General features: G+C 72.6%; 2 protein-coding genes. Both read left to right on the forward strand.

The window, feature by feature from the left end; genetic code table 11:
* The first annotated feature begins 88 nt into the window (after positions 1-88).
* Entirely contained in the window at positions 89-20,401 is a 20,313-nt protein-coding gene (locus tag ACGFZW_RS22450) for an amino acid adenylation domain-containing protein (RefSeq protein WP_393894956.1), read from the forward strand.
* Positions 20,398-21,666, forward strand: coding sequence for an MFS transporter (locus ACGFZW_RS22455; protein WP_393894957.1), 1,269 nt, complete (start codon positions 20,398-20,400; stop codon positions 21,664-21,666). The genes ACGFZW_RS22450 and ACGFZW_RS22455 overlap by 4 nt, the downstream gene beginning before the upstream one ends.
* Positions 21,667-21,706 lie beyond the last annotated feature (40 nt).

Raw genomic sequence — 21,706 nt, forward strand, 5'->3', positions numbered from 1 at the left:
GTCCCGGGCATATCGGCAGCAAAACCGACGGATTGTCGGAAACCAAGGTGGCCACCATTCATCGGCGGCAGCAGGAGGAATGGAAAAAATGAGCGTCGGAAAGAAACAGCAGAACTCTGACGTCGACGCCCTTCAGGAGAAACTCCTCCGCTCCCGGCTGGACGGCTCGGGCTCCCGCGGCCGCCGCTCGGGCATCGCCCCGGCCGACCGGTCCCGACCGCTGCGGCTGTCGTTCGGGCAGCAGCAGATGTGGTTCCTCAACCGGCTGGACCCCGACAGCGCCGAGTATCTGGTGCCGTTGGCGTTCCGCTTGCGCGGCACGCTCGACGAGGCGGCGCTGGGTCGGGCCTGGAACGCGCTGCTGGCCCGCCATGACATCCTGCGCACCCGGTACGCCCTGGCCGAAGGTGAACCGGCCCAGGTCATCGACCCGGCGACGCCCGTCGAGCTGCCCGTGGACCGGGCGGCCGGGGTGGCAGCGGCCGCCCGCGAGCAGCAGGCCGCCGAGCTCCTCGCGCGCGCCGCCCGCACCCCGTTCGACCTGGAGAAGGACTGGCCTGTGCGGGCCGGTCTTTTCCAGGTCGCCGACGACGACCACATCCTGAGCATCGTCCTCCACCACATCGCCTTCGACGCCTGGTCCACCCGGCTCCTGGTCACCGAACTCAGCGCGCTCTACCGGGCGTTCGCGGAGGGTCGGGCCGACGACCGGCCCGCACTGCCCCTCCAGTACGCGGATTACGCGGCCTGGCAGCGAGCGGAAGAGGCGCGCGGCGCCCTCACCCCGCACCTGGACCACTGGCGCGAGAAACTCGCCGGCCTCACCCCGGTCGACCTGCCCACCGACCACCCCCGCACCGCCTACCGCAGCCACCTGGGCGCCGACGTCTCGTTCGTGCTGCCCGACGGCCTCTCCGCCAAGGTCCACGCGCTGGCGCAGCGCCACCGGGCGACGCCGTTCGCCGTGCTGCTGCCCGCCTTCCAGGCGCTGGTCGCCCGCTACACCGGCCAGGGCGACATACCCGTCGGCACCGTCGCCTCCGGCCGCACCCGTCCCGAACTCCAGGGGCTCATCGGCTACGGGATCAACAATCTGGTGATGCGCGGCAACCTGCACGGCGACCCCCGCTTCGCCGACCTCGTCGACCAGGCCCGCGCCAACCTGCTGGAGGCGTACGACCATCAGGCGGTGCCCTTCGCCCGGCTCGTCGACGCGCTCCAGCCCGAGCGCGACATGTCCCGCACCCCGCTCTACCAGGTGGCGTTCACCCTCCACGAGCGCGGTGACGAGCGTGTGCAGCTGCCGGGACTGACCATGGAGCCCCACGCGGTGACCGGCGCGGTCGCCAAGTGCGATCTGGAACTCCAGATCAACGCCGCCCCCGACGGCACCTTCCACGGCCAGCTCGTCTACGCGACGGCGCTCTTCGAGCCGGACACCGTCCGGCGGATGACCGGGCACTTCGTCCGGCTGCTCCAGCAGGCCGTCGAGGACGAGACCCTGCCGCTCTCCCGGCTCGACCTCCTCGACGACGCCGAGCGCGCCCTGGCCCTCGGCGCGCCGCGGGCAGCGAGGCCCACGCACCCCGTCTCGCGGACCGTCCACGAGGTGTTCGAGGCGCGCGTGGCCAGGACGCCGGATGCGGTCGCAGTGGTCGCGGACGCCGTCTCGCTCAGTTACGCGCAGGTCAACGCACGGGCCAACCGGCTTGCGCGGCACCTGCGGTCGCTGGGCGTGGGGCCGGAGTCGCTGGTCGGCGTGTGCCTGGAGCGTGGCGTCGACCTGATACCGACCCTCCTGGGTGTGCTCAAGGCCGGTGCCGGATACGTGCCGCTGGACACCGCACACCCCGTCGAGCGCCTCGGCTACGTCCTGGCCGACGCGGGGGTACGGACCCTGGTCACCAGCAGCGGTCAAGTGGAGTCGCTCAAGGGGGTGTTCAGCGGGGAGCCGGTGGTTCTGGACAGGGACCGCGAGACGCTCGACGCGTACCCGGCGGAAGACCTTGAGCCCGTCACCGGTCCGGACAACGCGATCTATGTGATCTATACGTCGGGTTCCACCGGTAAGCCCAAGGGCGTGACGCTGACGCATGCGAATGTGGTGCGGCTGCTGTCCACCGCGCAGGAGCATTACGCGTTCGACGCCACCGACGTCTGGTCGATGTTCCATTCGTACGCCTTCGACGTCTCGGTGTTCGAGATGTGGGGGGCGTTGCTGCACGGCGGCCGGCTTGTGGTGGTGCCGCGTGAGGTGACGCGTTCCCCCGAGGACTTCCTGGACCTGCTGGTCGAGCAGGGGGTCACGGTACTGAGCCAGACGCCCACCGCGTTCCGTGCGCTGGTGTCCGCCGCCGCCGATGGCGATCCCCGCATCGACCAACTGGCGCTGCGCCACGTGGTGTTCGCGGGCGAGAAGCTGGAATTTCCGGAGCTCCTGCCGTGGGTGGAGCGACTGGGCCTGCGGGCGCCCGTGCTGGTGAACATGTACGGAATCACCGAGACGACCGTGCACACGACGTTCTACGAGGTGGCCGCCGACGACCTGGAGCGCTCCGCCGGCAACCCGATCGGACACCCTCTCAGCGACCTGCGGGTCTCCTTGCACGACCGCCACGGCAACCTCGTGCCGGTCGGGGTGCCGGGAGAAATCCACGTCGGCGGCCCGGGAGTGGCCCGTGGCTACCTCCACCGGCCCGAGCTGACAGCGGAGCGGTTCGTGCCGGATCCGTTCGGGCCGCCGGGTGCGCGGGCCTACAGGTCCGGTGACCTGGCCCGGCGCCGCCCCGGCGGCAGCCTGGACTTCCTCGGCCGGATCGACCACCAGGTCAAGATCCGCGGCTACCGCATCGAACTCGGCGAGATCGAGGCCGCGCTCGCCGCACACCCCGGCGTCCGCGAGGCGGTCGTCATCGCCCGCGAGGACACTCCCGGCGACAAGCGCCTCACCGGCTACCTCGTACCGCGGGGCGACACCCCACCCGACACCGCCGAGCTGCGCGGCTTCCTCAGCCGCGACCTGCCCGACTACATGGTGCCCGCGGCCTTCGTCCCACTGGAGCTGCTGCCGCTCACCGCGAACGGCAAGCTCGACCAGCGCGCCCTGCCCGCCCCCGGCGACGACGCCTTCACGCACGGCGCGTACCTCGCCCCGCGCACCCCCGTCGAGGAGCAGGTCGCCCGCATCTGGGCCACCGCCCTGGAACTCGAACGGGTCGGCGTCCACGACGGCTTCTTCGACCTGGGCGGCGACTCCATCCGGGCCGTCGCGCTCGTCGGCGCGCTGCGCGCCGGGGGCTTCGACCTGTCGGTGCGCGATGTCTTCGACCGGCGTACCGTCGCCGACCTGTGCGAGCTGCTCACCGGCCGCACCGCGCTCCCGGACGGAGAGGTCTGCCTCGTCGCACCGTTCGAGCTGATCTGCGCCGAGGACCGCGACAGGCTGCCCGAGGGCGTGCTCGATGCCTACCCGCTGTCGCAGATCCAGACCGGCATGGTCATCGAGATGCTGGCGGACGAGGAGAAGAACCACTACCACAACTGCAGTTGCTTCCGGATCCTCGACGACCGGCCCTTCGACCTCGCGGCCTTCGAGCTGGCCGCGGCGGAGCTGGTGAGTCGGCACGACATGCTGCGCACCTCCGTGCACCTCACGGAGTTCTCCGTGCCGATGCAGCTGGTCCACGAAACGGCCGAGGTGCCGCTCGGCATGCGCGACCTGCGACACCTGGAGGGCGATGAACTCCAGGCTTCCCTGGAGGAGTTCGTCCGCCAGGAGCGTGCCCACGCCTTCGACCTGACCACCCCCACCCTGATGCGCTTCCACGCGCACGTGACCGCCGAGCACTGGTGGATCTCGGTCACCGAATGCCACCCGATCATGGAAGGCTGGAGCTACCACTCGCTCCTGATGGAGCTCCTCACCACCTATCACCGGATCCGGGACGGCCTGGAGACCGAGCCGTACGAGCGGCCCGCGGTCCGCTTCGCCGACTCCGTCGCGGGCGAGCTCGCCTCGCTCGCCTCGGGCACGGACCGCGACCACTGGCGCGGCATCGTCGACGGGTACGAGAAGTTCACCCTCCCCACCGGCTGGACCGGCGACACCGACGCACCACGCGAAAAGCACCACGTCCGCGTCATGTGGGACGACCTGGAGCCGGCCCTGCGCGCCCTGGCCACCCGGGCGCGGGCCTCGCTCAAGAGCGTCATGCTGTCCGCGTTCGGCAAGGTGATGAGTCAGCTCACCGACGCCAAGGACTTCCACGCCGGTCTGGTCTTCGACGTACGGCCCGAGATCACCGGCGCCGACCGCGTCTTCGGCATGTACCTCAACACCCTGCCGCTGGCCTTCGACCGGATGCCGGCCACCTGGCTGGAGCTGGTGCAGCACACCTTCGACCGCGAGGTCGAGACCTGGGAGCACCGGCGCTACCCGCTACCCGCAGTGCAGCGCGAGACCGGTACCGAGCGCCTGATCGACGTGTTCTTCAACTACCAGGACTTCCGGCAGGTCGACGCGAGTCTGGTGGACGACGGGGTGGGCATCGACGACAGCCCCACCGAGTTCCCGCTGACCATCTCCTCGCGCGTCAAGAGCATCTTCCTGACCGCCGACTCCTGGTCGCTGACCCGCGAGCACACCGAGCGGATCGGCGCGATGTTCCGCGCCGTGCTGGAGGCGATGGCCGCCGACGCCGACGGCGACGCCAGGACCCCGCTGCTCCCCGCCGAGGAGCGGGCCCTGCTGACCGGGGCCTGGGCGGCCCACCCCACCGAGCCGGTCACCAGGACCGTGTACGAGCTGTTCGAGGAGCAGGCCGCCCGCACCCCCGACGCCGTCGCGGTCGTCGACGGGGACACCCGGGTCAGCTACGCCGAGCTCGACGCCCGCGCCAACAAGCTGGCCCACCACCTGCGCGCGCTGGGCGTGGTGCCGGAGTCCGTGGTCGGTGTGCTGCTCGACCGGGGCGCCGACCTGGTCACCGGACTGCTCGCGGTCTGGAAGGCGGGCGGCGCCTATGTGCCGATGGATCCGGTGTTCCCCTCCGACCGGGTCGCGCACATCCTCGCCGACGCCGGCGCCGCGGTGTTCTTGACCCAGGAGGCGTACCAGGACCGGGCAGGGGAGGAGTTCGCCGGCCGGACCCTGCGGATGGACCGGGAGCGCGCCGCCGTCGCCGCGCGGCCCGCCGGGGCACCCGGACGGGACGCAGGACCGGACCGCCTGGCCTACGTCATCTACACCTCCGGCTCCACCGGAATGCCCAAGGGCGTCCTCGTCCCGCACGGCGGCCTGGCCAACCACGTCCGCTGGGCCCGGGACGAACTGACCGGCGCGGGCGGCGGCGCCCCGCTGTTCTCCTCGATCGCCTTCGACCTCGTCGTGCCCAACCTGTGGGCACCACTGGTGGCCGGACAGGCCGTGCACACCCTGCCGCAGGACCTGGACCTGGGGCAGCTGGGCGTGGCGCTGTCCGAGCACGCCCCGTACGCCTTCGTGAAGCTGACCCCCGCCCACCTCGAAGTGCTCACCCACCAGGTCACTCCCGCGCAGGCGCAGGACCTGACCCCGCTGCTGGTCGTGGCCGGTGAGGCGTTCCGCCGCGCGGTGGCACGGACCTGGCAGGAGCTCGCGCCCGACGCCGTCCTGGTCAACGAGTACGGGCCCACCGAAGCCTCCGTCGGCACCTGCACCTGGCCGCTGCCCACGGCCGGGTCCGGCACACTGCCCGACGTCATGCCCATCGGCACGCCGCTGCCAGGCGTGACGATGTACGTCCTGGACGACCGCCTGCGGCCGGTACCGATCGGAGTGCCGGGCGAGCTGTACGTCGGCGGGGCCGGTGTCGCCCGCGGCTACCTCGCCCACCCCGGGCTGACCGCCGAGAAGTTCGTCCCCGACCCCTACGGTCCCGAGGGCGCCAGGCTCTACCGCTCCGGAGACCGCGCCCGGGTGCGGCCCGACGGCACCGTCGACTTCCTCGGGCGCGGCGACGGCCAGATCAAGATCCGCGGCTACCGCGTCGAGCTCGGCGAGATCGAGGCGGCCCTCGGCGGCCACCCCGAGGTGGTGGACGCCCGCGTCGTGCTCCGCGAGGACACCCCAGGCGACCGGCGCCTGGTCGGCTACCTGGTCCCGGCCAAGGACACCACGATCGACCCGGCCGGCCTGTACACCCTGCTCGGACGCACCCTGCCGGAGTACATGGTGCCGTCCGCATTCGTCGAGCTGGCCGCCCTCCCGCTCAACGCCAACGGCAAGCTGGACTCCCGTGCACTGCCCGCTCCCGGGGCGGACTCGCTCGCCAGTGCCCGGTTCGTCGCGCCGCGCACCCCGCTGGAGGAGCGGGTCGGCGCCGTGTGGGGAGAGGTGCTGGACGCCGAGCGGGTCGGCGTCCACGACAGCTTCTTCGAGCGGGGCGGCGACTCCATCCGGGCGGTTGCGCTCGTCGGCGCGCTGCGCGGCGAGGGCCTCGACGTGTCGGTCAAGGACGTCTTCGAGCACCGCACCGTCGCCGGACTGTGCGAGCTGCTCTCCGGCCGCTCCGCGCTCTCGGCCGAGGACCTCGCCGTCACCGCCCCGTTCGCGCTGCTCCCCGACGCGGACCGGGAACGGCTGCCCGAGGGCGTCGCTGACGCCTACCCGCTGTCCCTGGTGCAGACCGGCATGCTCGTCGAGACGCTGGCCGACGACGCGACGCACAACTACCACAACGTCAACGTCTACCGGGTCCACGACGCCGTCCCGTTCGACTTCCCCGCCTTCGAGGAAGCCGTACGGACCGTCGTCTCCCGCCACGAGGCGCTGCGCACCTCCGTCGCCCTCACCGGCTACTCCGTCCCGCTCCAACTGGTGCACACCGAGGCCGAGGTGCCCACCGCCCTGCGCGACCTGAGCGGTCGCCCCGAGGAGCGGCAGCGCGCGGACATGCTGGCGTACGTCGCCGCCGAGCGGGCGCAACCCTTCGACCTGTCCGCCCACGCGCCGCTGCTGCGGGTCGCCGCGCACGTCCTGGGCGACGAGGGCTGGCTGTGCACGTTCACCCAGAGCCACGCCGTCATGGACGGCTGGAGCAACCAGCTGTTCCTGGTCGAGCTGGTCCGCGTCTACCAGCGGTTGCGCGACGGCCTGCAACCGGAGCCGTTCGACCGTCCCGCCGTGCGGTTCGCCGACTCCATCGCCGCCGAACTGACCGCCCTGGACTCGGCGGAGGACCGGGTCTACTGGCAGGGCGTCGTCACCCGCCACACCAAGGCCGCGCTACCGGCAGGCTGGCACGGTGACCGCTCCGCGCCCGCGGAGGTGGTCCGCGCCGGTGTCCGCTTCGCCGATCTCGACGAGCCGCTGCGGGCGCTGGCCCGGGCCGCGAAGGTGTCCGTCAAGAGCGTTCTGACGGCCGCGTTCGTCAAGGTCGCCGGCCAGCTCACCGACGAGCCCGCCTACCACGCGGGCCTGGTCACCCACTCCCGCCCGGAGGCCGCCGGCGCCGACCGGCTGTACGGCACCTACCTCAACACCCTGCCGTTCCCGGCCGACCGGACCGCCCGCACCTGGCGGGAACTCGTCCGGCAGGTCTCCGACCGCGAGATCGAGGCGTGGCCGCACCGGCACTTCCCGATGCCGGCGATCCAGCAGCCGGGCGAGGGCCGGCTGGTCGACATCTTCTTCAGCTACCTCGACTTCCACCGGATGGACTCCGAGGAGACCGAGGACGGCTGGGGCTTCAACGACGCCCCGAACGAGTTCGCCCTCACCGTCACCGCGCTGGCCGGTGTCCTCAGCCTGCGCTCCACCACGCACGCGCTGAGTCAGGAGCACGCCGACCGGATCGCCGGGATGTTCCGCGCGGTGCTTGAGGCGATGGCCGCCGACCCCGACGGGGACGCACGGTTGGTCCATCTGCCCCAGGGCGAAAGGGAGCGGATACTCGCCGCCGGCCGGGCCGCGGCGCCCGCCGCACCGGTGACCCGGACCGTCCACGAGGTCTTCGAGGCGCAGGCGGCCCGCACGCCCGACGCGGTCGCGGTCGTCGCCGAGGGAATCTCCCTCACGTACGCGGAGGTCGACGCCCGCGCCAATCGGCTGGCGCGGCACCTGCGCACGCTGGGCGCGGGACCCGAGACGCTGGTCGGCGTCTGCCTGGAGCGTGGCGCCGAGCTGATCCCGGCCCTTCTCGGGGTGCTCAAGTCCGGTGCGGGTTACCTGCCGTTGGACCCCGCCAACCCCGTCGAACGCCTCGGCTATGTCGTGGCCGACGCCGGCGCCTGCGTCGTTGTCACCCAGTCGTCGCTGGAGCCGCTGGTCGACGCCGTGCACGACGGCGAGACGGTCGTTCTGGACCGGGAGACGGCCGCCCTGCACGGCTACCCGGCCGAGCCGCCCGCCTCTTCGGCCGGTCCTGACAACACCATCTACGTGATCTACACCTCGGGTTCGACGGGCCGTCCCAAGGGCGTGACGCTGACGCATGCGAACGTGGTGCGGCTGCTGTCGACGGCGCAGGAGCACTATGCGTTCGACGCCACCGACGTCTGGTCGATGTTCCATTCGTACGCCTTCGACGTCTCGGTGTTCGAGATGTGGGGCGCGTTGCTGCACGGTGGCAGGCTCGTGGTCGTCCCCGGTGAGGTGACGCGTTCGCCCGAGGAGTTCCTGGACGTGCTGGCCGAGCAGGGTGTCACGGTCCTGAGCCAGACGCCCACCGCGTTCCGTGCGCTGGTGTCGGCGGCCGCCGAGGGCGATCCCCGTATCGGACGGCTGGCATTGCGGCATGTGGTGTTCGCGGGGGAGAGGCTGGAGTTCCCGGAGCTGGTGCCGTGGGTGGAGCGGCTGGGGCTGCGGGCGCCGGTGCTTGTCAACATGTACGGCATCACCGAGACGACGGTGCACACCACGTTCCACGAGGTGGCCGCCGGCGATCTGGAGCGGTCCGCTGGCAATCCGATCGGGCGTCCGCTCAGTGATCTGCGGGTGCATCTGCTCGACGGCCGGGGCGAATTGGTGCCGATCGGGGTGCCGGGTGAGATCCATGTCGGTGGGCCCGGTGTGGCGCGCGGCTATCTGAACCGGCCGGGACTGACGGCCGAGCGGTTCGTGCCGGATCCGTTCGGGCCGCCCGGCGCGCGGCTGTACCGGTCCGGTGACCTGGCGCGGCGCCGCCCCGACGGCAGCCTGGAGTTCGTGGGCCGGATCGACCACCAGGTCAAGATCCGCGGCTACCGCATCGAACCCGGCGAGATCGAAGCGGTCCTCAGCGGCCACCCCGGCGTGCGCGACACGGTCGTCATCGCCCGCGCGACCGGCTCCGGCGACCGGCAACTCGTCGCGTACTGCGTCCCCGCCCGGGACGGCGAACTGCCCACCGGTGCCGAACTGGCCGCGCACTGCGGCGAGAGCCTGCCGTCCTACATGGTGCCCGCGGCCTTCGTCGCCCTGGACGCCGTCCCGCTGACCGCGAACGGCAAACTCGACGAGCGCGCCCTGCCCGCCCCGGACCAGGACTCCTTCGCCCGGTCCGCCTATGTGGCTCCGCGCACCCCGGCCGAGGAGCGCATCGCCGCCGTATGGCGTGACGTCCTGGGCGTCGACCCGGTCGGCGTCCACGACAGCTTCTTCGACCTGGGCGGCGACTCCATCCGGGCAGTGGCCCTCGTCGGCGCGCTGCGCGCCGCGAGCCTGGACGTCGCGGTCGGCGACGTCTTCCGGCACCGGACGGTCGGCGCACTGGGCGAACTCCTCGCCGCGCGCGGCAATCTGGCGCAGCACGACCGGCTGGTCGAGCCCTTCGCGCTGATCTCCGCCGAGGACCGGGCGCGGCTGCCCGAGGGTGTCGCGGACGCCTACCCGATGTCCCAGGTACAGACCGGCATGGTGGTGGAGATGCTGGGCGGTGGCGACGCCTACCGCAGCTTCGTCTCGTACCGGGTCTCCGACCGGTACGCGTTCGACGCGGACACCATGTGCCGCGCGGCCCGCCTGGTCGTCGACCGGCACGAGCTGCTGCGGACCTCCTTCGACCTGCACACCTACGCGGTGCCGATGCAGGTGGTGCACACCGGCGTGGACGTGCCCGTCACCGTCCACCAGGTGCCCGCCGGGGCCGTCGGCGACGGGGCCGGCGGCACGCCCGGCGAGGAGCTGATGCAGCTGCTGCTGGCCGAGCGGGACGCCGAGTTCGACCTGGGGGCGGCCCCGCTGCTGCGGATCGCCGCCTATGTCGCGGACGGCGCCGACGGCTGGTGGCTGTCCCTCGCCCGCCCGCATGCCATCACCGAGGGCTGGAGCCACAACTGGCTGCTGACCGAGCTGATCGACACCTACCGCAGGCTGCGCGACGCACTCGCCCCGGAGCCGTACGACGCCCCGGCCGTCCGCTACGCCGACTACATCGCCGCCGAACTGGCCGCCCTGGACTCGGCGGAGGACGCCGCCTACTGGCAGGACGTCCTCGACACCCACACCCCCTTCACCCTCCCCGACGCCTGGGCCCCGGCCGAGGAGCACGGGGAGAGCTACGACCTGCGGGTACCGCTCGACGACCTGGAGGACTCGCTGCGCGCCCTGGCCACCGGGCTGCGGGTCTCGGTCAAGAGCGTGCTGCTCGCCGCCCACGCCAAGGTGATGAGCCAGCTCACCGAGGCGCCCGCCTTCCAGATCGGCCTGGTGGTCGACGCCCGGCCCGAGCTGCTCGGTGCGGACCGGGTCTACGGCATGCACCTCAACACCGTGCCGTTCGCCGTCGACCGCTCCGCCGCCACCTGGCGGGACCTGGTGCTCCAGGTCTTCGACCGGGAGGTCGACCTGTGGCCGCACCGCCGCTACCCCTTCCCCGCCATGCAGCGGGAATGGCGTGGCGGCCGGCTGGTCGGCGTCGCCTTCAACTACGTCGACCTGCCGCAGCTGGAGACCCCCGGCGGCGCGGACGGGACCCGGGCCGACGCCCGGTTCGGTATCTCCCAGACCGAGTTCGACATCACCTTGCACTGCCGCGGCGACCGGATGAACCTGACGACCAGCACGGCCGTTCTCAGCCGGGCCGACGGCGAGCGGCTGCGCGGCATGTACCGCGCGGTCCTCGAAGCGATGGCCGCCGACGCCGACGGCGACGCCCGAGCCACGTACCTGCCGGCCGGGGAACGCGAACGGCTCCTCGACGAACTGACCGCCACCGGCCGGGAACCGGCCGACCTGCGCGTGCCGGAGGAGTTCGCACGCCGGGCCGCGGCCACGCCGCACGCCCCGGCGATCGTCGACGACGTCGTGTCCCTGTCGTACGAGGAGGCCAACGCCCGCGCCAACCGGCTCGCGCACCACCTGCGGGGCCAGGGCATCGGCCCGGAGACCGTCGTCGGCATCTGCCTGGAGCGCTCGCCCGAGCTGGTCCTCGCCGTGCTGGCGGTCCTCAAGGCGGGCGGCGCCTACCTGCCGCTCGACCCGGAAGCACCCGCCGAACGGCTCGGCTTCATGCTGGAGGACGCCGGATCCCGCTTCCTGCTCACCCGCAGGAGCATGCTCGGCGCGGTGCACACCGGCAAGCACGTCACCACCGTGCTGGTGGACGAGCCCGTACGCCAAAGCGCCGGGCCCGCGACCGAGCCGGAGCCGCTGACCACGCAGGACAACCTCGCCTACGTGATCTACACCTCCGGCTCGACCGGGAAGCCCAAGGGGGCCATGGTCCGCCGCGACGGCATGGGCAATCACCTGCTGGCCAAGATCGAGGACCTCGGTCTCGGCGCCGGTGACAGCGTCGTGCAGAACGCGCCCCCGGCGTTCGACATCTCGGTGTGGCAGATGCTCGCGCCGCTGGTCACCGGCGGCCGCGTCCGGGTCGTGGACACGCAGACCGCGCTCGACCCGAAGGCCCTGTTCGGCCGCGTCGCCGAAGAGGAGATCTCGATCCTGGAGGTCGTCCCGTCGCTGCTGCGCACCGCCCTGGACTTCTGGGACGCCGGAGCCGGGGCGCCCGCGCTGCCGCGGCTGCGCCGGCTCGTGGTGACCGGTGAGGCCCTGCCGGCCGGGCTGTGCACCCGCTGGCTGGCCCGCTACCCGGACATCCCGCTGGTGAACGCCTATGGGCCCACCGAGTGCTCGGACGACGTCACACACGCTGTGCTCCGCGAAGAGCCCGGCGCCGGCCGGGTCCCGATCGGTGAACCGGTCCGCAACACCCGGCTCCACGTCCTGGACGTCTGGCTCCAGCCGGTGCCCGTCGGCGTGGCCGGTGAACTGTACGTCGGCGGGGCCGGTGTCGGCCGAGGCTATCTGGGCCGGGCCGGGCTCACCGCCGAGCGCTTCGTCCCCGACCCCTACGGTCCGGCCGGCGCCCGGCTCTACCGCACCGGCGACCTGGCAGCCTGGCGCCCCGACGGCAGTCTGGACTTCCTCGGCCGGATCGACGATCAGGTCAAGGTCCGCGGTCATCGCATCGAACTCGGCGAGATCGAGGCGGCGTTCGGGGCGCACCCCGGGGTGCGGCAGGCCGTCGTGGTGGTCCGCGAGGAGCGGCTCATCGGCTACTTCACTCCGCAGGACGGCCGGCCGGCCACCCCGGAGGCGCTGCGTGACCGGCTCGCGCGGACCCTGCCCGAGTACATGGTGCCGTCGGCGTTCGTCCGGCTGGACGAGATCCCGCTGACGCCCAACGGCAAGGTCGACAAGCGCGCGCTGCCCGCGCCGGGCGACGACGCCTTCGTCCGCGGCGCGTATCTGGCGCCGCGCACCGCGGCCGAGCGGCGGGTCGCCGAGGTCTGGCAGCAGGCCCTCGGCGTGGAGCGGGTCGGCGTCCGCGACGGCTTCTTCGACCTGGGCGGCGACTCCATCCGGGCCGTGGCGCTGGTCGGTGCGCTGCGTGCCGAAGGCATCGACATCGCGGTACGGGACGTCTTCGAGGCCCGCACGGTCGAGCGGCTCGTCGAGCTGATCGACGGCCGCGACGGCCTCACCCAGGCCGACCTGGCCTTCGTCGAGCCCTTCGCGCTGATCTCCGCGGAGGACCGCGCGAAGCTGCCCGCGGGTGTCGTGGACGCCTATCCGCTGGGGCGGACCCAGCTCGGCATGCTCATCGAGATGATCGACAGCGACCGGAATCCGTACCACATCATCAACACCTTCCGGGTGGCCGACGACAAGCCGCTGGACCCTGCCGCCCTCACGCGGGCGGCCGCCGTCCTGGCGGCCCGGCACGAGGTGCTGCGCACCTCCTTCCGGCTCACCGGCTTCTCCGTTCCGATGCAACTGGTGCACACCGAGGCCGAGATCCCGGTCCGGATCCACGACGTGCGAGGGCTGTCCGAGGACGAACTCACCGCAGCCCGCTTCGCGTTGCTGGCTCAGCAGCGCGCCGAGACCTTCGAGGCCGACCGGGCACCGCTGTTCCGGATCCTCGCCCACGACGAGAGCGACGAGGCGTGGTGGGTGACCTTCACCCAGTCGCACGCGATCACCGAGGGCTGGAGCTATCACCAGCTCCTGGTGGAGCTGCTCGACTGCTACCGGGCGATCCGCGACGGCCGGGAGCCGGACCCGTACGACATCCCGCGGGTGCGCTTCGCCGACTCGGTCGCCGCCGAGCTGGCGTCGCTGCGGTCGGAGGCCGACCAGGCGTACTGGCGCCGGATCACCGACGAGCACACCCCGGTGACCGTGCCCGCCGACTGGGCCGGCGAAGGCGACGCACTCCACTACGCCGAGGTGCCGTTCGAGGACCTCGCGGACGAACTGCGGGCGCTGGCCGGATCGGCCGGCGTGTCGCTGAAGAGCGTCCTGCTCGCCGCCCACATGAAGGTGATGGGGCAGCTCACGGACGAACCCGCTTACCACGCGGGACTCGTCGTGGACACCCGCCCCGAGGTGCTGGGCGCCGACCGGGTGCTGGGCATGTACCTCAACACCCTGCCGCTGGCCGTGGACCGCTCGGCCCGCACCTGGCGGGATCTGGTGGGCCAGGTCTACGCCCGCGAGGTCGAACTGTGGACCCACCGGCGCCACCCGATGCCCGCCGTGCAGCACGCATGGGGCGGCGGACGGCTGATCAACGTCTACTTCAACTACATCGACTTCCACCAGGTCGACACCGACCGGGTCGCCAACGAGACGCGTATGACCAGTGCGACGAACGAGTTCGACCTGACCGTCTTCAACCGCGGCAACCGCCTCTACGTCAACACCGGCGACACCGTCATGACCCGCGAACGGGCCGACCGCCTGGCCGGCATGTACCGCGCGGTGCTGGAGGCGATGGCCGCCGACGGCGAGGGCGACGCCCGCGCCACCTGCCTGCCCGCAGGTGAGCGGGAGCAGCTGCTGGAGCTCGCCACCCGGGGCGGCGCAGGCACCCCGGCGCGCGTCCAGGACTGTGTGCACGAGGTGTTCGCACGTCAGGCGGCCCGTACCCCGGACGCGGTCGCGGTCGTGGCCGACGGGGTCCGGCTCTCCTACGCGGAGGTCGACGCCCGCGCCAACCGGCTGGCACACCACCTGCGCACACTCGGCGCCGGACCGGAGAAGCTGGTCGGCGTGTGCCTGCCCCGCGGGGCGGACCTGATCCCGGCACTGCTCGGCGTCCTCAAGTCGGGGGCGGCGTACCTGCCCCTGGACCCGGCCAACCCGGCCGACCGGCTGGCGTACATCCTGGCCGACGCGGGCGCGGCGGTGGTGGTGACCGACTCGGCCTCCCTGCCGCTGATCGAGCCGGCCCACGACGGCGCCTGCGTCGTGCTGGACCGGGACCGGGAGCTTCTGGCGGCCGCGCCGGCCACCGCCCCCGCGGCCCTGTCCGCCCCGGACAACGCGATCTACGTCATCTACACATCCGGCTCCACCGGCAGGCCCAAGGGCGTCACCCTCACCCACACCAACGTGGCCCGGCTGATGGCGACCGCCCAGGAGCACTACGCCTTCGACGAGGTGGACGTCTGGTCGATGGCCCACTCCTACGCCTTCGACGTCTCCGTCTTCGAGATGTGGGGCGCGCTGCTGCACGGCGGCACCCTCGTCGTCGTCCCGCGCGAAGTGACCAGCTCGCCCGAGGAATTCCTCGACCTGCTCGTCGAGCACGAGGTGACGGTGCTGAGCCAGACGCCGTCCGCCTTCCGCTCGCTGGTGGCCGCGGCCGCAGACGCCGACCGACGCGTGAAGCAGCTGTCGCTGCGCGCGGTGATCTTCGCCGGGGAGAAGCTGGAGATCCCCGAACTGAAGCCCTGGACCGCGAAGCTGGGGCTGGGCCGGGTCGCCCTGGTCAACATGTACGGGATCACCGAGACGACCGTCCACACCACCTACCACCGGCTCACCACCCGCGACCTGGAGCCGGGTGCCGGCAACCCGATCGGGCGGCCGCTGTCCGACCTGACGGTCCACCTGCTCGACCCGCGCGGCGAGCTGGTGCCCGTCGGCTCCCGCGGCGAGATCCATGTCGGCGGCCCCGGGGTGGCCCGCGGCTACCTCAACCGGCCGGAGCTGACCGCCGAGCGGTTCGTGCCGGACCCGTTCGGTCCGCCCGGCGCGCGCCTGTACAAATCCGGTGACCTGGCCCGCCGCCGCCCCGACGGCAGCCTGGAGTTCCTCGGCCGGGCCGACGACCAGGTCAAGATCCGCGGCTACCGCATCGAACTCGGCGAGATCGAGAGCGCGCTCGGCAGCCACCCGGACATCCGGGAAGCCGTCGTGGTGGCCCGCGAGGACACCCCGGGCGACAAGCAGCTCGTCGGCTACCTGGTGCCGCACGGCGAGACCCGGCCCGACCCCGGCGAGCTGCGCGCCTGGCTCGGCCGGACGCTGCCCGACCACATGGTCCCGGCGGCGTACCGGACCCTCGGGAAGATCCCGCTCACCGCGAACGGCAAACTCGACAGGCGAGCACTGCCCGCGCCCGACCGGGCCTCCTTCGCCCGGGCCCCGTACGTCGCTCCCCGCAACCCCGTCGAGGAACGGATCGCCGCCGTCTGGCGGGACACTCTCGGCGTGGACCGCGTCGGCGTCCACGACGGCTTCTTCGACCTGGGCGGCGACTCCATCAAGGCCGTGATGGTCGTCGGCGAGCTGCGCGCCGCCGGGCTGGACGTGACGGCGCGCGAGGTCCTGGAACACCGGACCGTCGAGGCGCTGCGCGCCAGGCTGGCCGACCGCTCCGGAACCGGTGAACTGCTCACCGCCGTCGCACCGTTCGCGCTGCTGTCCGAGGCGGACCGCGCCCGGGTGCCGGCCGGGATCGTTGACGCCTACCCGCTGTCGCAGACCCAGACCGGCATGCTCGTCGAGATGCTGTCCGGCGGCGACGGGCCGCGCAGCTACCACCGGGTCTCCTCGACCCGGATCGGCGCCGAGGAGCCCTTCTCCCGCGAACCGCTGCAGCGCACGCTCCAGGAACTGATCGCCCGGCACGAGGCGCTGCGCACCACCGTCGACGCCGAGTCGTACTCGGTGCCCGTCCAGTTGGTGCATGCCACGGCGGAGGTACCGCTGCGGGTCGTCGACCTCACAGGCGCGAGCCCACAGGAGCAGCAACGGGCGCTCGCCGACCTGCTCGACCAGGAGAGCCGGACGCTGCTCCCGCACGACCGGGCCCCGCTGCTGCGCCTGGTGGTGCACCGCTTCGCCGACGGCAGCTGGCAGCTCACCCTCACCCAGTCGCACCTGATCGTGGACGGCTGGACCTTCAACACCTTGCGCGCCGAACTCCTGGCGACCTACCGGGCGTTCCGCGACGGGACCGAGACCCCTCCGTACGAGCCGCCGGCCGTCCGGTTCGCCGACACGATCGCCGGTGAACTGCGCGCGCTGGCCTCGCCCGAGGACCGGGCGTACTGGCGCACGATCGTCGAGGGTCACGACCGGTTCACCCTGCCGGAGAGCTGGGGTGCCGACCCGTCCGCACCGCGCGAGGGCTACCAGATCCGGATCCCGCTGCACGCACTCACCGAGCGGCTGCGCGCCCTGGCCGCAGCGGCCGGCGTACCCGTCAAGAGTGTCCTGCTCGCCGCGCACCTGCACGTGCTGAGCCGGCTCACCCCGGAGCAGCGCTTCTTCTCCGGGCTCGTCACGCACTGCCGCCCGGAGGCGCCGGGCGCCGACCGCGTCTACGGCACCCACCTGAACACCCTGCCGTTCCCGGCCGGGCCCCCCGCGGCCACCTGGCACGAGCAGGTGCGTCGGGTCTTCACCCAGGAGCTGGATCTCTGGCCGCACCGGTACTTCCCGATGCCGGCGATCCAGCACGAACTCGCCGACGGCGCCCGGCTGATCGAGGTCTACTTCAGCTACGAGGACTTCGACACACCGGACTCCACCCGGACCGCTGCCGACGGTGGGCAGACCATGGGCTTCAGCCACGACGAGTTCCCGTTCACCGTCACCGCCAACGATTCCGGCCTGATACTGGACCTCGACTCGCATGCGGTGAGCCGCGCGGCCGGGGAACGGCTGGCCGCCCTGTACCTGGCGGTGCTGGAGCAGATGGCGGCCGGCCCGGACGGCGACCCGCGCGCCACCGCACTGCCCGAGGCCGAGCAGCGGCCGTTGACGGGGGAATGGGCGACCGGCCCGCATCGCACGCCGGCCTGGTCGGCGCCGGATCGGTTCGCGTACTGGGCCGCCAGGACGCCCGAGGCTCCCGCGGTCGTCGTGGACGGCGTCCCGGTGTCGTACGGGGAACTGGAGCGGCGCGCCAACCGGATCGCGCACCGGCTGCGGGCGGCCGGGGTGGACGCCGAATCGACGGTGGGGCTGCTGCTCGGCCGCGGTGCCGAGATGCATGCCGCGCTGCTCGGCGTGTGGAAGGCGGGCGCGGCGTATGTGCCGCTCGACCCGGCGTTCCCGGCCGAACGGCTCGGCCACATGCTCGCCGACTCCGGCGCGGGTGTCCTGGTCACGGTGTCCGTACACGACCGCGCCGACGTGGCGTTCGACGGCGTACGGATCCTGCTCGACCGCGACGCGGCGGCGCTCGCGGCACTGCCGGACACCCCGCCCGCGGGGAGCGGCGACCCGGACCAACTCGCCTACGTGATCTACACCTCCGGCTCCACCGGCCGGCCCAAGGGCGTCCAGATCACCCAGCGCGGCCTGGCGAACTTCCTCGGCCACGCCGTGGACTGCTACCTCGCCGACGGCCGGCACGGCGCCCCGCTGTTCTCCTCCGTCGCCTTCGACATGGCGGTCTCCGGCATGCTGGCACCTCTGATGGCCGGACTGCCGGTGCATGTCTTCCCGCAGGGTCGGGACCTGGACGAACTGGGCCCCTGGCTGGCCGCGAGCGGACCCTTCGACTTCATCGAACTCACCCCGGGTCACCTTGATCTGATATCGGGTCAGCTGTCGGATGCGCTCGCAACGCCGCTGGCCGGGGTCCTGGTGGTCGGCGGTGAGACGGTGACCGGGCGCAACGTGGCACAGGCCCGGCCGCTGCTGGGCGACGGCCGGATGCTGAACTCCTACGGCCCGACCGAGATCACCGTCACCAGCAACGAGTTCGCCGTCGTCGGAGAGCCGGCGGGCGATTCGGTGCCGATCGGCCGGCCGCTGCCGAACCTGACCACGTACGTCCTGGACGCCTGGCTCCGGCCGGTGCCGCAGGGGGTGACCGGGGAGTTGTACATCGGCGGTGCCGGTGTGGCCCGCGGCTACCTCGGCCGGCCCGGGCGGACGGCCGAGACGTTCCTGCCCGACCCGCACGGGCCGGCGGGCGCCCGGCTGTACCGCACCGGCGACCTGGCCCGGGTGCTGCCCGGCGGTGAGGTGGACTTCCTCGGCCGCGGCGACGGCCAGGTCAAGATCCGCGGTCACCGCGTGGAGCTGGGCGAGATCGAGGCCGCGCTGACCGCGCACCCGCTCGTGGCGGACGCCCGGGTGGTGCTGCAGGACGGCACCGCCGCAGGCCCCCGGCTCCTCGCCTACCTGGTCGCCGAAGGTGGTGCCGAGCTGCCCGAACCGGGCGCGCTCCGCGCCGAGCTGGGCCGGATCCTGCCGGACCACATGATCCCGGCGGCCTTCACGGCCCTGGCGGCCGTCCCGCTCGACGCCAACGGAAAGCTGGACCGGCGCCGGCTGCCCGCCGTGGCCGAGGACGCTTTCGCCCGGGGTACCTACGACGCCCCCCGGACCGCCACCGAGCAGTGGCTGGCCGGGGTGTGGGCGGAGCTGCTGGATGCCGGCCGGGTCGGCCGCGAGGACCGGTTCTTCCCGCTCGGCGGCCATTCGATCCTGGCCTTCCAGGTCATCGGGGCGGCCCGGCAGGCCGGGCTGCCGTTGTCGCTGCTGATGCTCTACCGGGACGACCGGCTGTCGGCGGTGGCCGGGGCCATCGATGAAGCGTCCGCCGCCGAGTCCGTGGCGCCGGCCGGGCCCGCACCGTCGGTGCGGGCCGGCGAGGAGACCGGCGCCCACGCGGGACTCGACCTGGCAGCGGCCGGGGTGCCCGGCGTGAGCGTCGCGGTGCTCGCGGACGGCGAGCTGGTGGCCGCCAGGACCCACGGCCTGCGGGACGCCTCCGGCACCGGGCCCGTCACCGCCGACACACTGTTCCAGGTCGGCTCGATGAGCAAACTGGTCACCGGAATCGGCACCCTGCGCCTGGCCGAAGAGGGCCTCCTGGACCTGGACGAGGACGTGAACCACTACCTCGTCGGCTGGCAGGTGCCGGACGGCGTCCGCATCACCCTGCGTCAGTTGCTCGGTCATCTGGCCGGTCTCGCACCGACCCCGAGCGAGGGCCAGGCCCGTACGGAGGAACTCATCGCGCTGCCGGAGCTGCTGCACGGCAAGCACCCGCAGGCCGGCCCGCCGGTCCGCGCGGAGCTGGCGCCCGGCCGGGTCTTCCGCAAGGCCAATGTGCACTTCTCGGTGGTCCAGCAGGTGCTGACGGACGTCACGGGCGAAGACTTCGACGCGCTGCTGCACCGCCTGGTCCTGGCCCCGCTGGCCATGACGTCCAGCAGCTTCGACCAGAGGTTCCCCGAAACCTCGGGACTGCCGGTGGCGGCGGGCCACGACGCGACGGGCGCTCCGCTGGAAGGCGGCTGGCGCCTGTGGCCCGACACCGCGGCGGCCGGGCTGTGGACCACGGCGGCCGACGTGGCCAAGCTGCTGCTGGAGATCCGACGGGCACACCTGGGCCGGCCGCTGGCGCTGCTGACCGCCGACAGCGCACGGCAGTTGCTCACCCCGCAGCACCCGCACAGCGCGTACGGACTGGGTGCGGTGGTCGACGACCTGGGCGGCGACGTCCAGTTCGGGCACGGCGGCGCGGGAGGCGGCTACCACGCCCTGGCCATGTGCCGGATCGGTACGGGCACCGGATTCGTGGTCCTCACCAACAGCGATGCGGGGGACGCGGTGGCCAGGCGCCTGGTGTCGCTCCTGGAGCCCGGGACGGCGAAGACCGCGGGCCGGTCCCTGTGAGCGCCGTCGGCGACCCGGTCCTGGAGACAGGGCCGCAGCCGCCCGCCGGGCCGCTGCGCAAGAACCGCGACTTCCTTCTCCTGTGGTTGGGGGCCGGAATCTCCGTCCTGGGCGACCGGGCGGCCACCGTCTCCTTCCCCCTGCTGATGCTCTGGTACGGATCGCCGGCCCAGGCGGGGCTGGTCAGTTTCGCCGGGCTGCTGCCCATGCTGCTGGTCCAGTTGCCCGCCGGGGTCGTGGTGGACCGGCTGGACCGCCGCAAGACGATGATCGCCTGCGACGTGGCGGGTCTGCTGGCCATGGCCAGCGTTGCCGTTGCGCTGTTCCACGGCACGTTGTGGCTGCCCCACATGCTGGCCGTGGCCTTCGTCGAGGGCGCCGCGGCGATCTTCTACCGGCTCTCCGAGCGGGCGGCGGTCGCCAATGTCGTCGCCCCCGGCCAGGTGTCGTCCGCCCTGTCGCAGAACGAGGCCAGGGCCCGTGCGGCGGGCCTGCTGGGTCAACCGCTGGGCACCGGGATCTACGGGCTGGCGCGCTGGGCACCGTTCGTCCTCGCGGCTGCCGGCCATCTCGTCGCCCTGGTCGGCCTGTTGTTCATCCGCCGCAAGTTCCAGGCCGAGCGCCGTGACACTCCCTGGCGGATCGGGGCGGAACTGGCCGAAGGGTTCGGCTGGTTGTTGCGTCAGCGCTTCCTGCGGGCCGCGATCTGCCTGGTCGCGGTCACCAACATCCTGTTCACCGCGCTCTCCCTGGCCGTGGTGCTGATCATCAAGGAGGGCGGCGGCTCGCCGGCGTCGGTCGGGCTGATCGGGCTGTTCTCGGGCACCGGCGGCATCGTCGGCGCGCTGTCCGGCTCCTACTTCGTCCGGCGCATGCACCCGGGATCCGTGATGCTCTCGATCTTTGCGATCTGGGCCGTGCTGATGCCGATGATCACGTTGACGTCCAGTGTGTGGGTACTGGCCGCGCTGTTCGTCGGCAGCTCCTTCGCCGGCGCCGTCCTCAACGTACTGGCCGGCGTCTACCAGGTGCAGGTCACCCCGGACGGCATGCAGGGCCGGGTGGGTGCCGTCTCCGGCCTTCTGAGCTCCGGCGCGAGCTCGCTGGGTGCACTGGCCGGCGGCTACGCACTCGGCGCGTACGGGACGACCGCGACGGTGCTGGGGGTCGGCGCGGTGATGGTGGCGACCCTGGTCGTCGCGGCGCTGATCCCGGCCGTGCGCGGCGCGCGCCGCCCGAAGGACCCGGGCGTCACCGGGATATAGCCGCAGTATCGGCCGGTTGGACACCATCTGCGCATGGCAG

Source organism: Streptomyces sp. NPDC048248 (genome assembly GCF_043201875.1).
Classification (GTDB): domain Bacteria; phylum Actinomycetota; class Actinomycetes; order Streptomycetales; family Streptomycetaceae; genus Streptomyces.

Excerpts from the sequence above, each read along its gene's own strand:
- ACGFZW_RS22450 (WP_393894956.1), top strand. The coding sequence starts at position 89 with ATGAGCGTCGGAAAGAAACAGCAGAACTCTGACGTCGACGCCCTTCAG.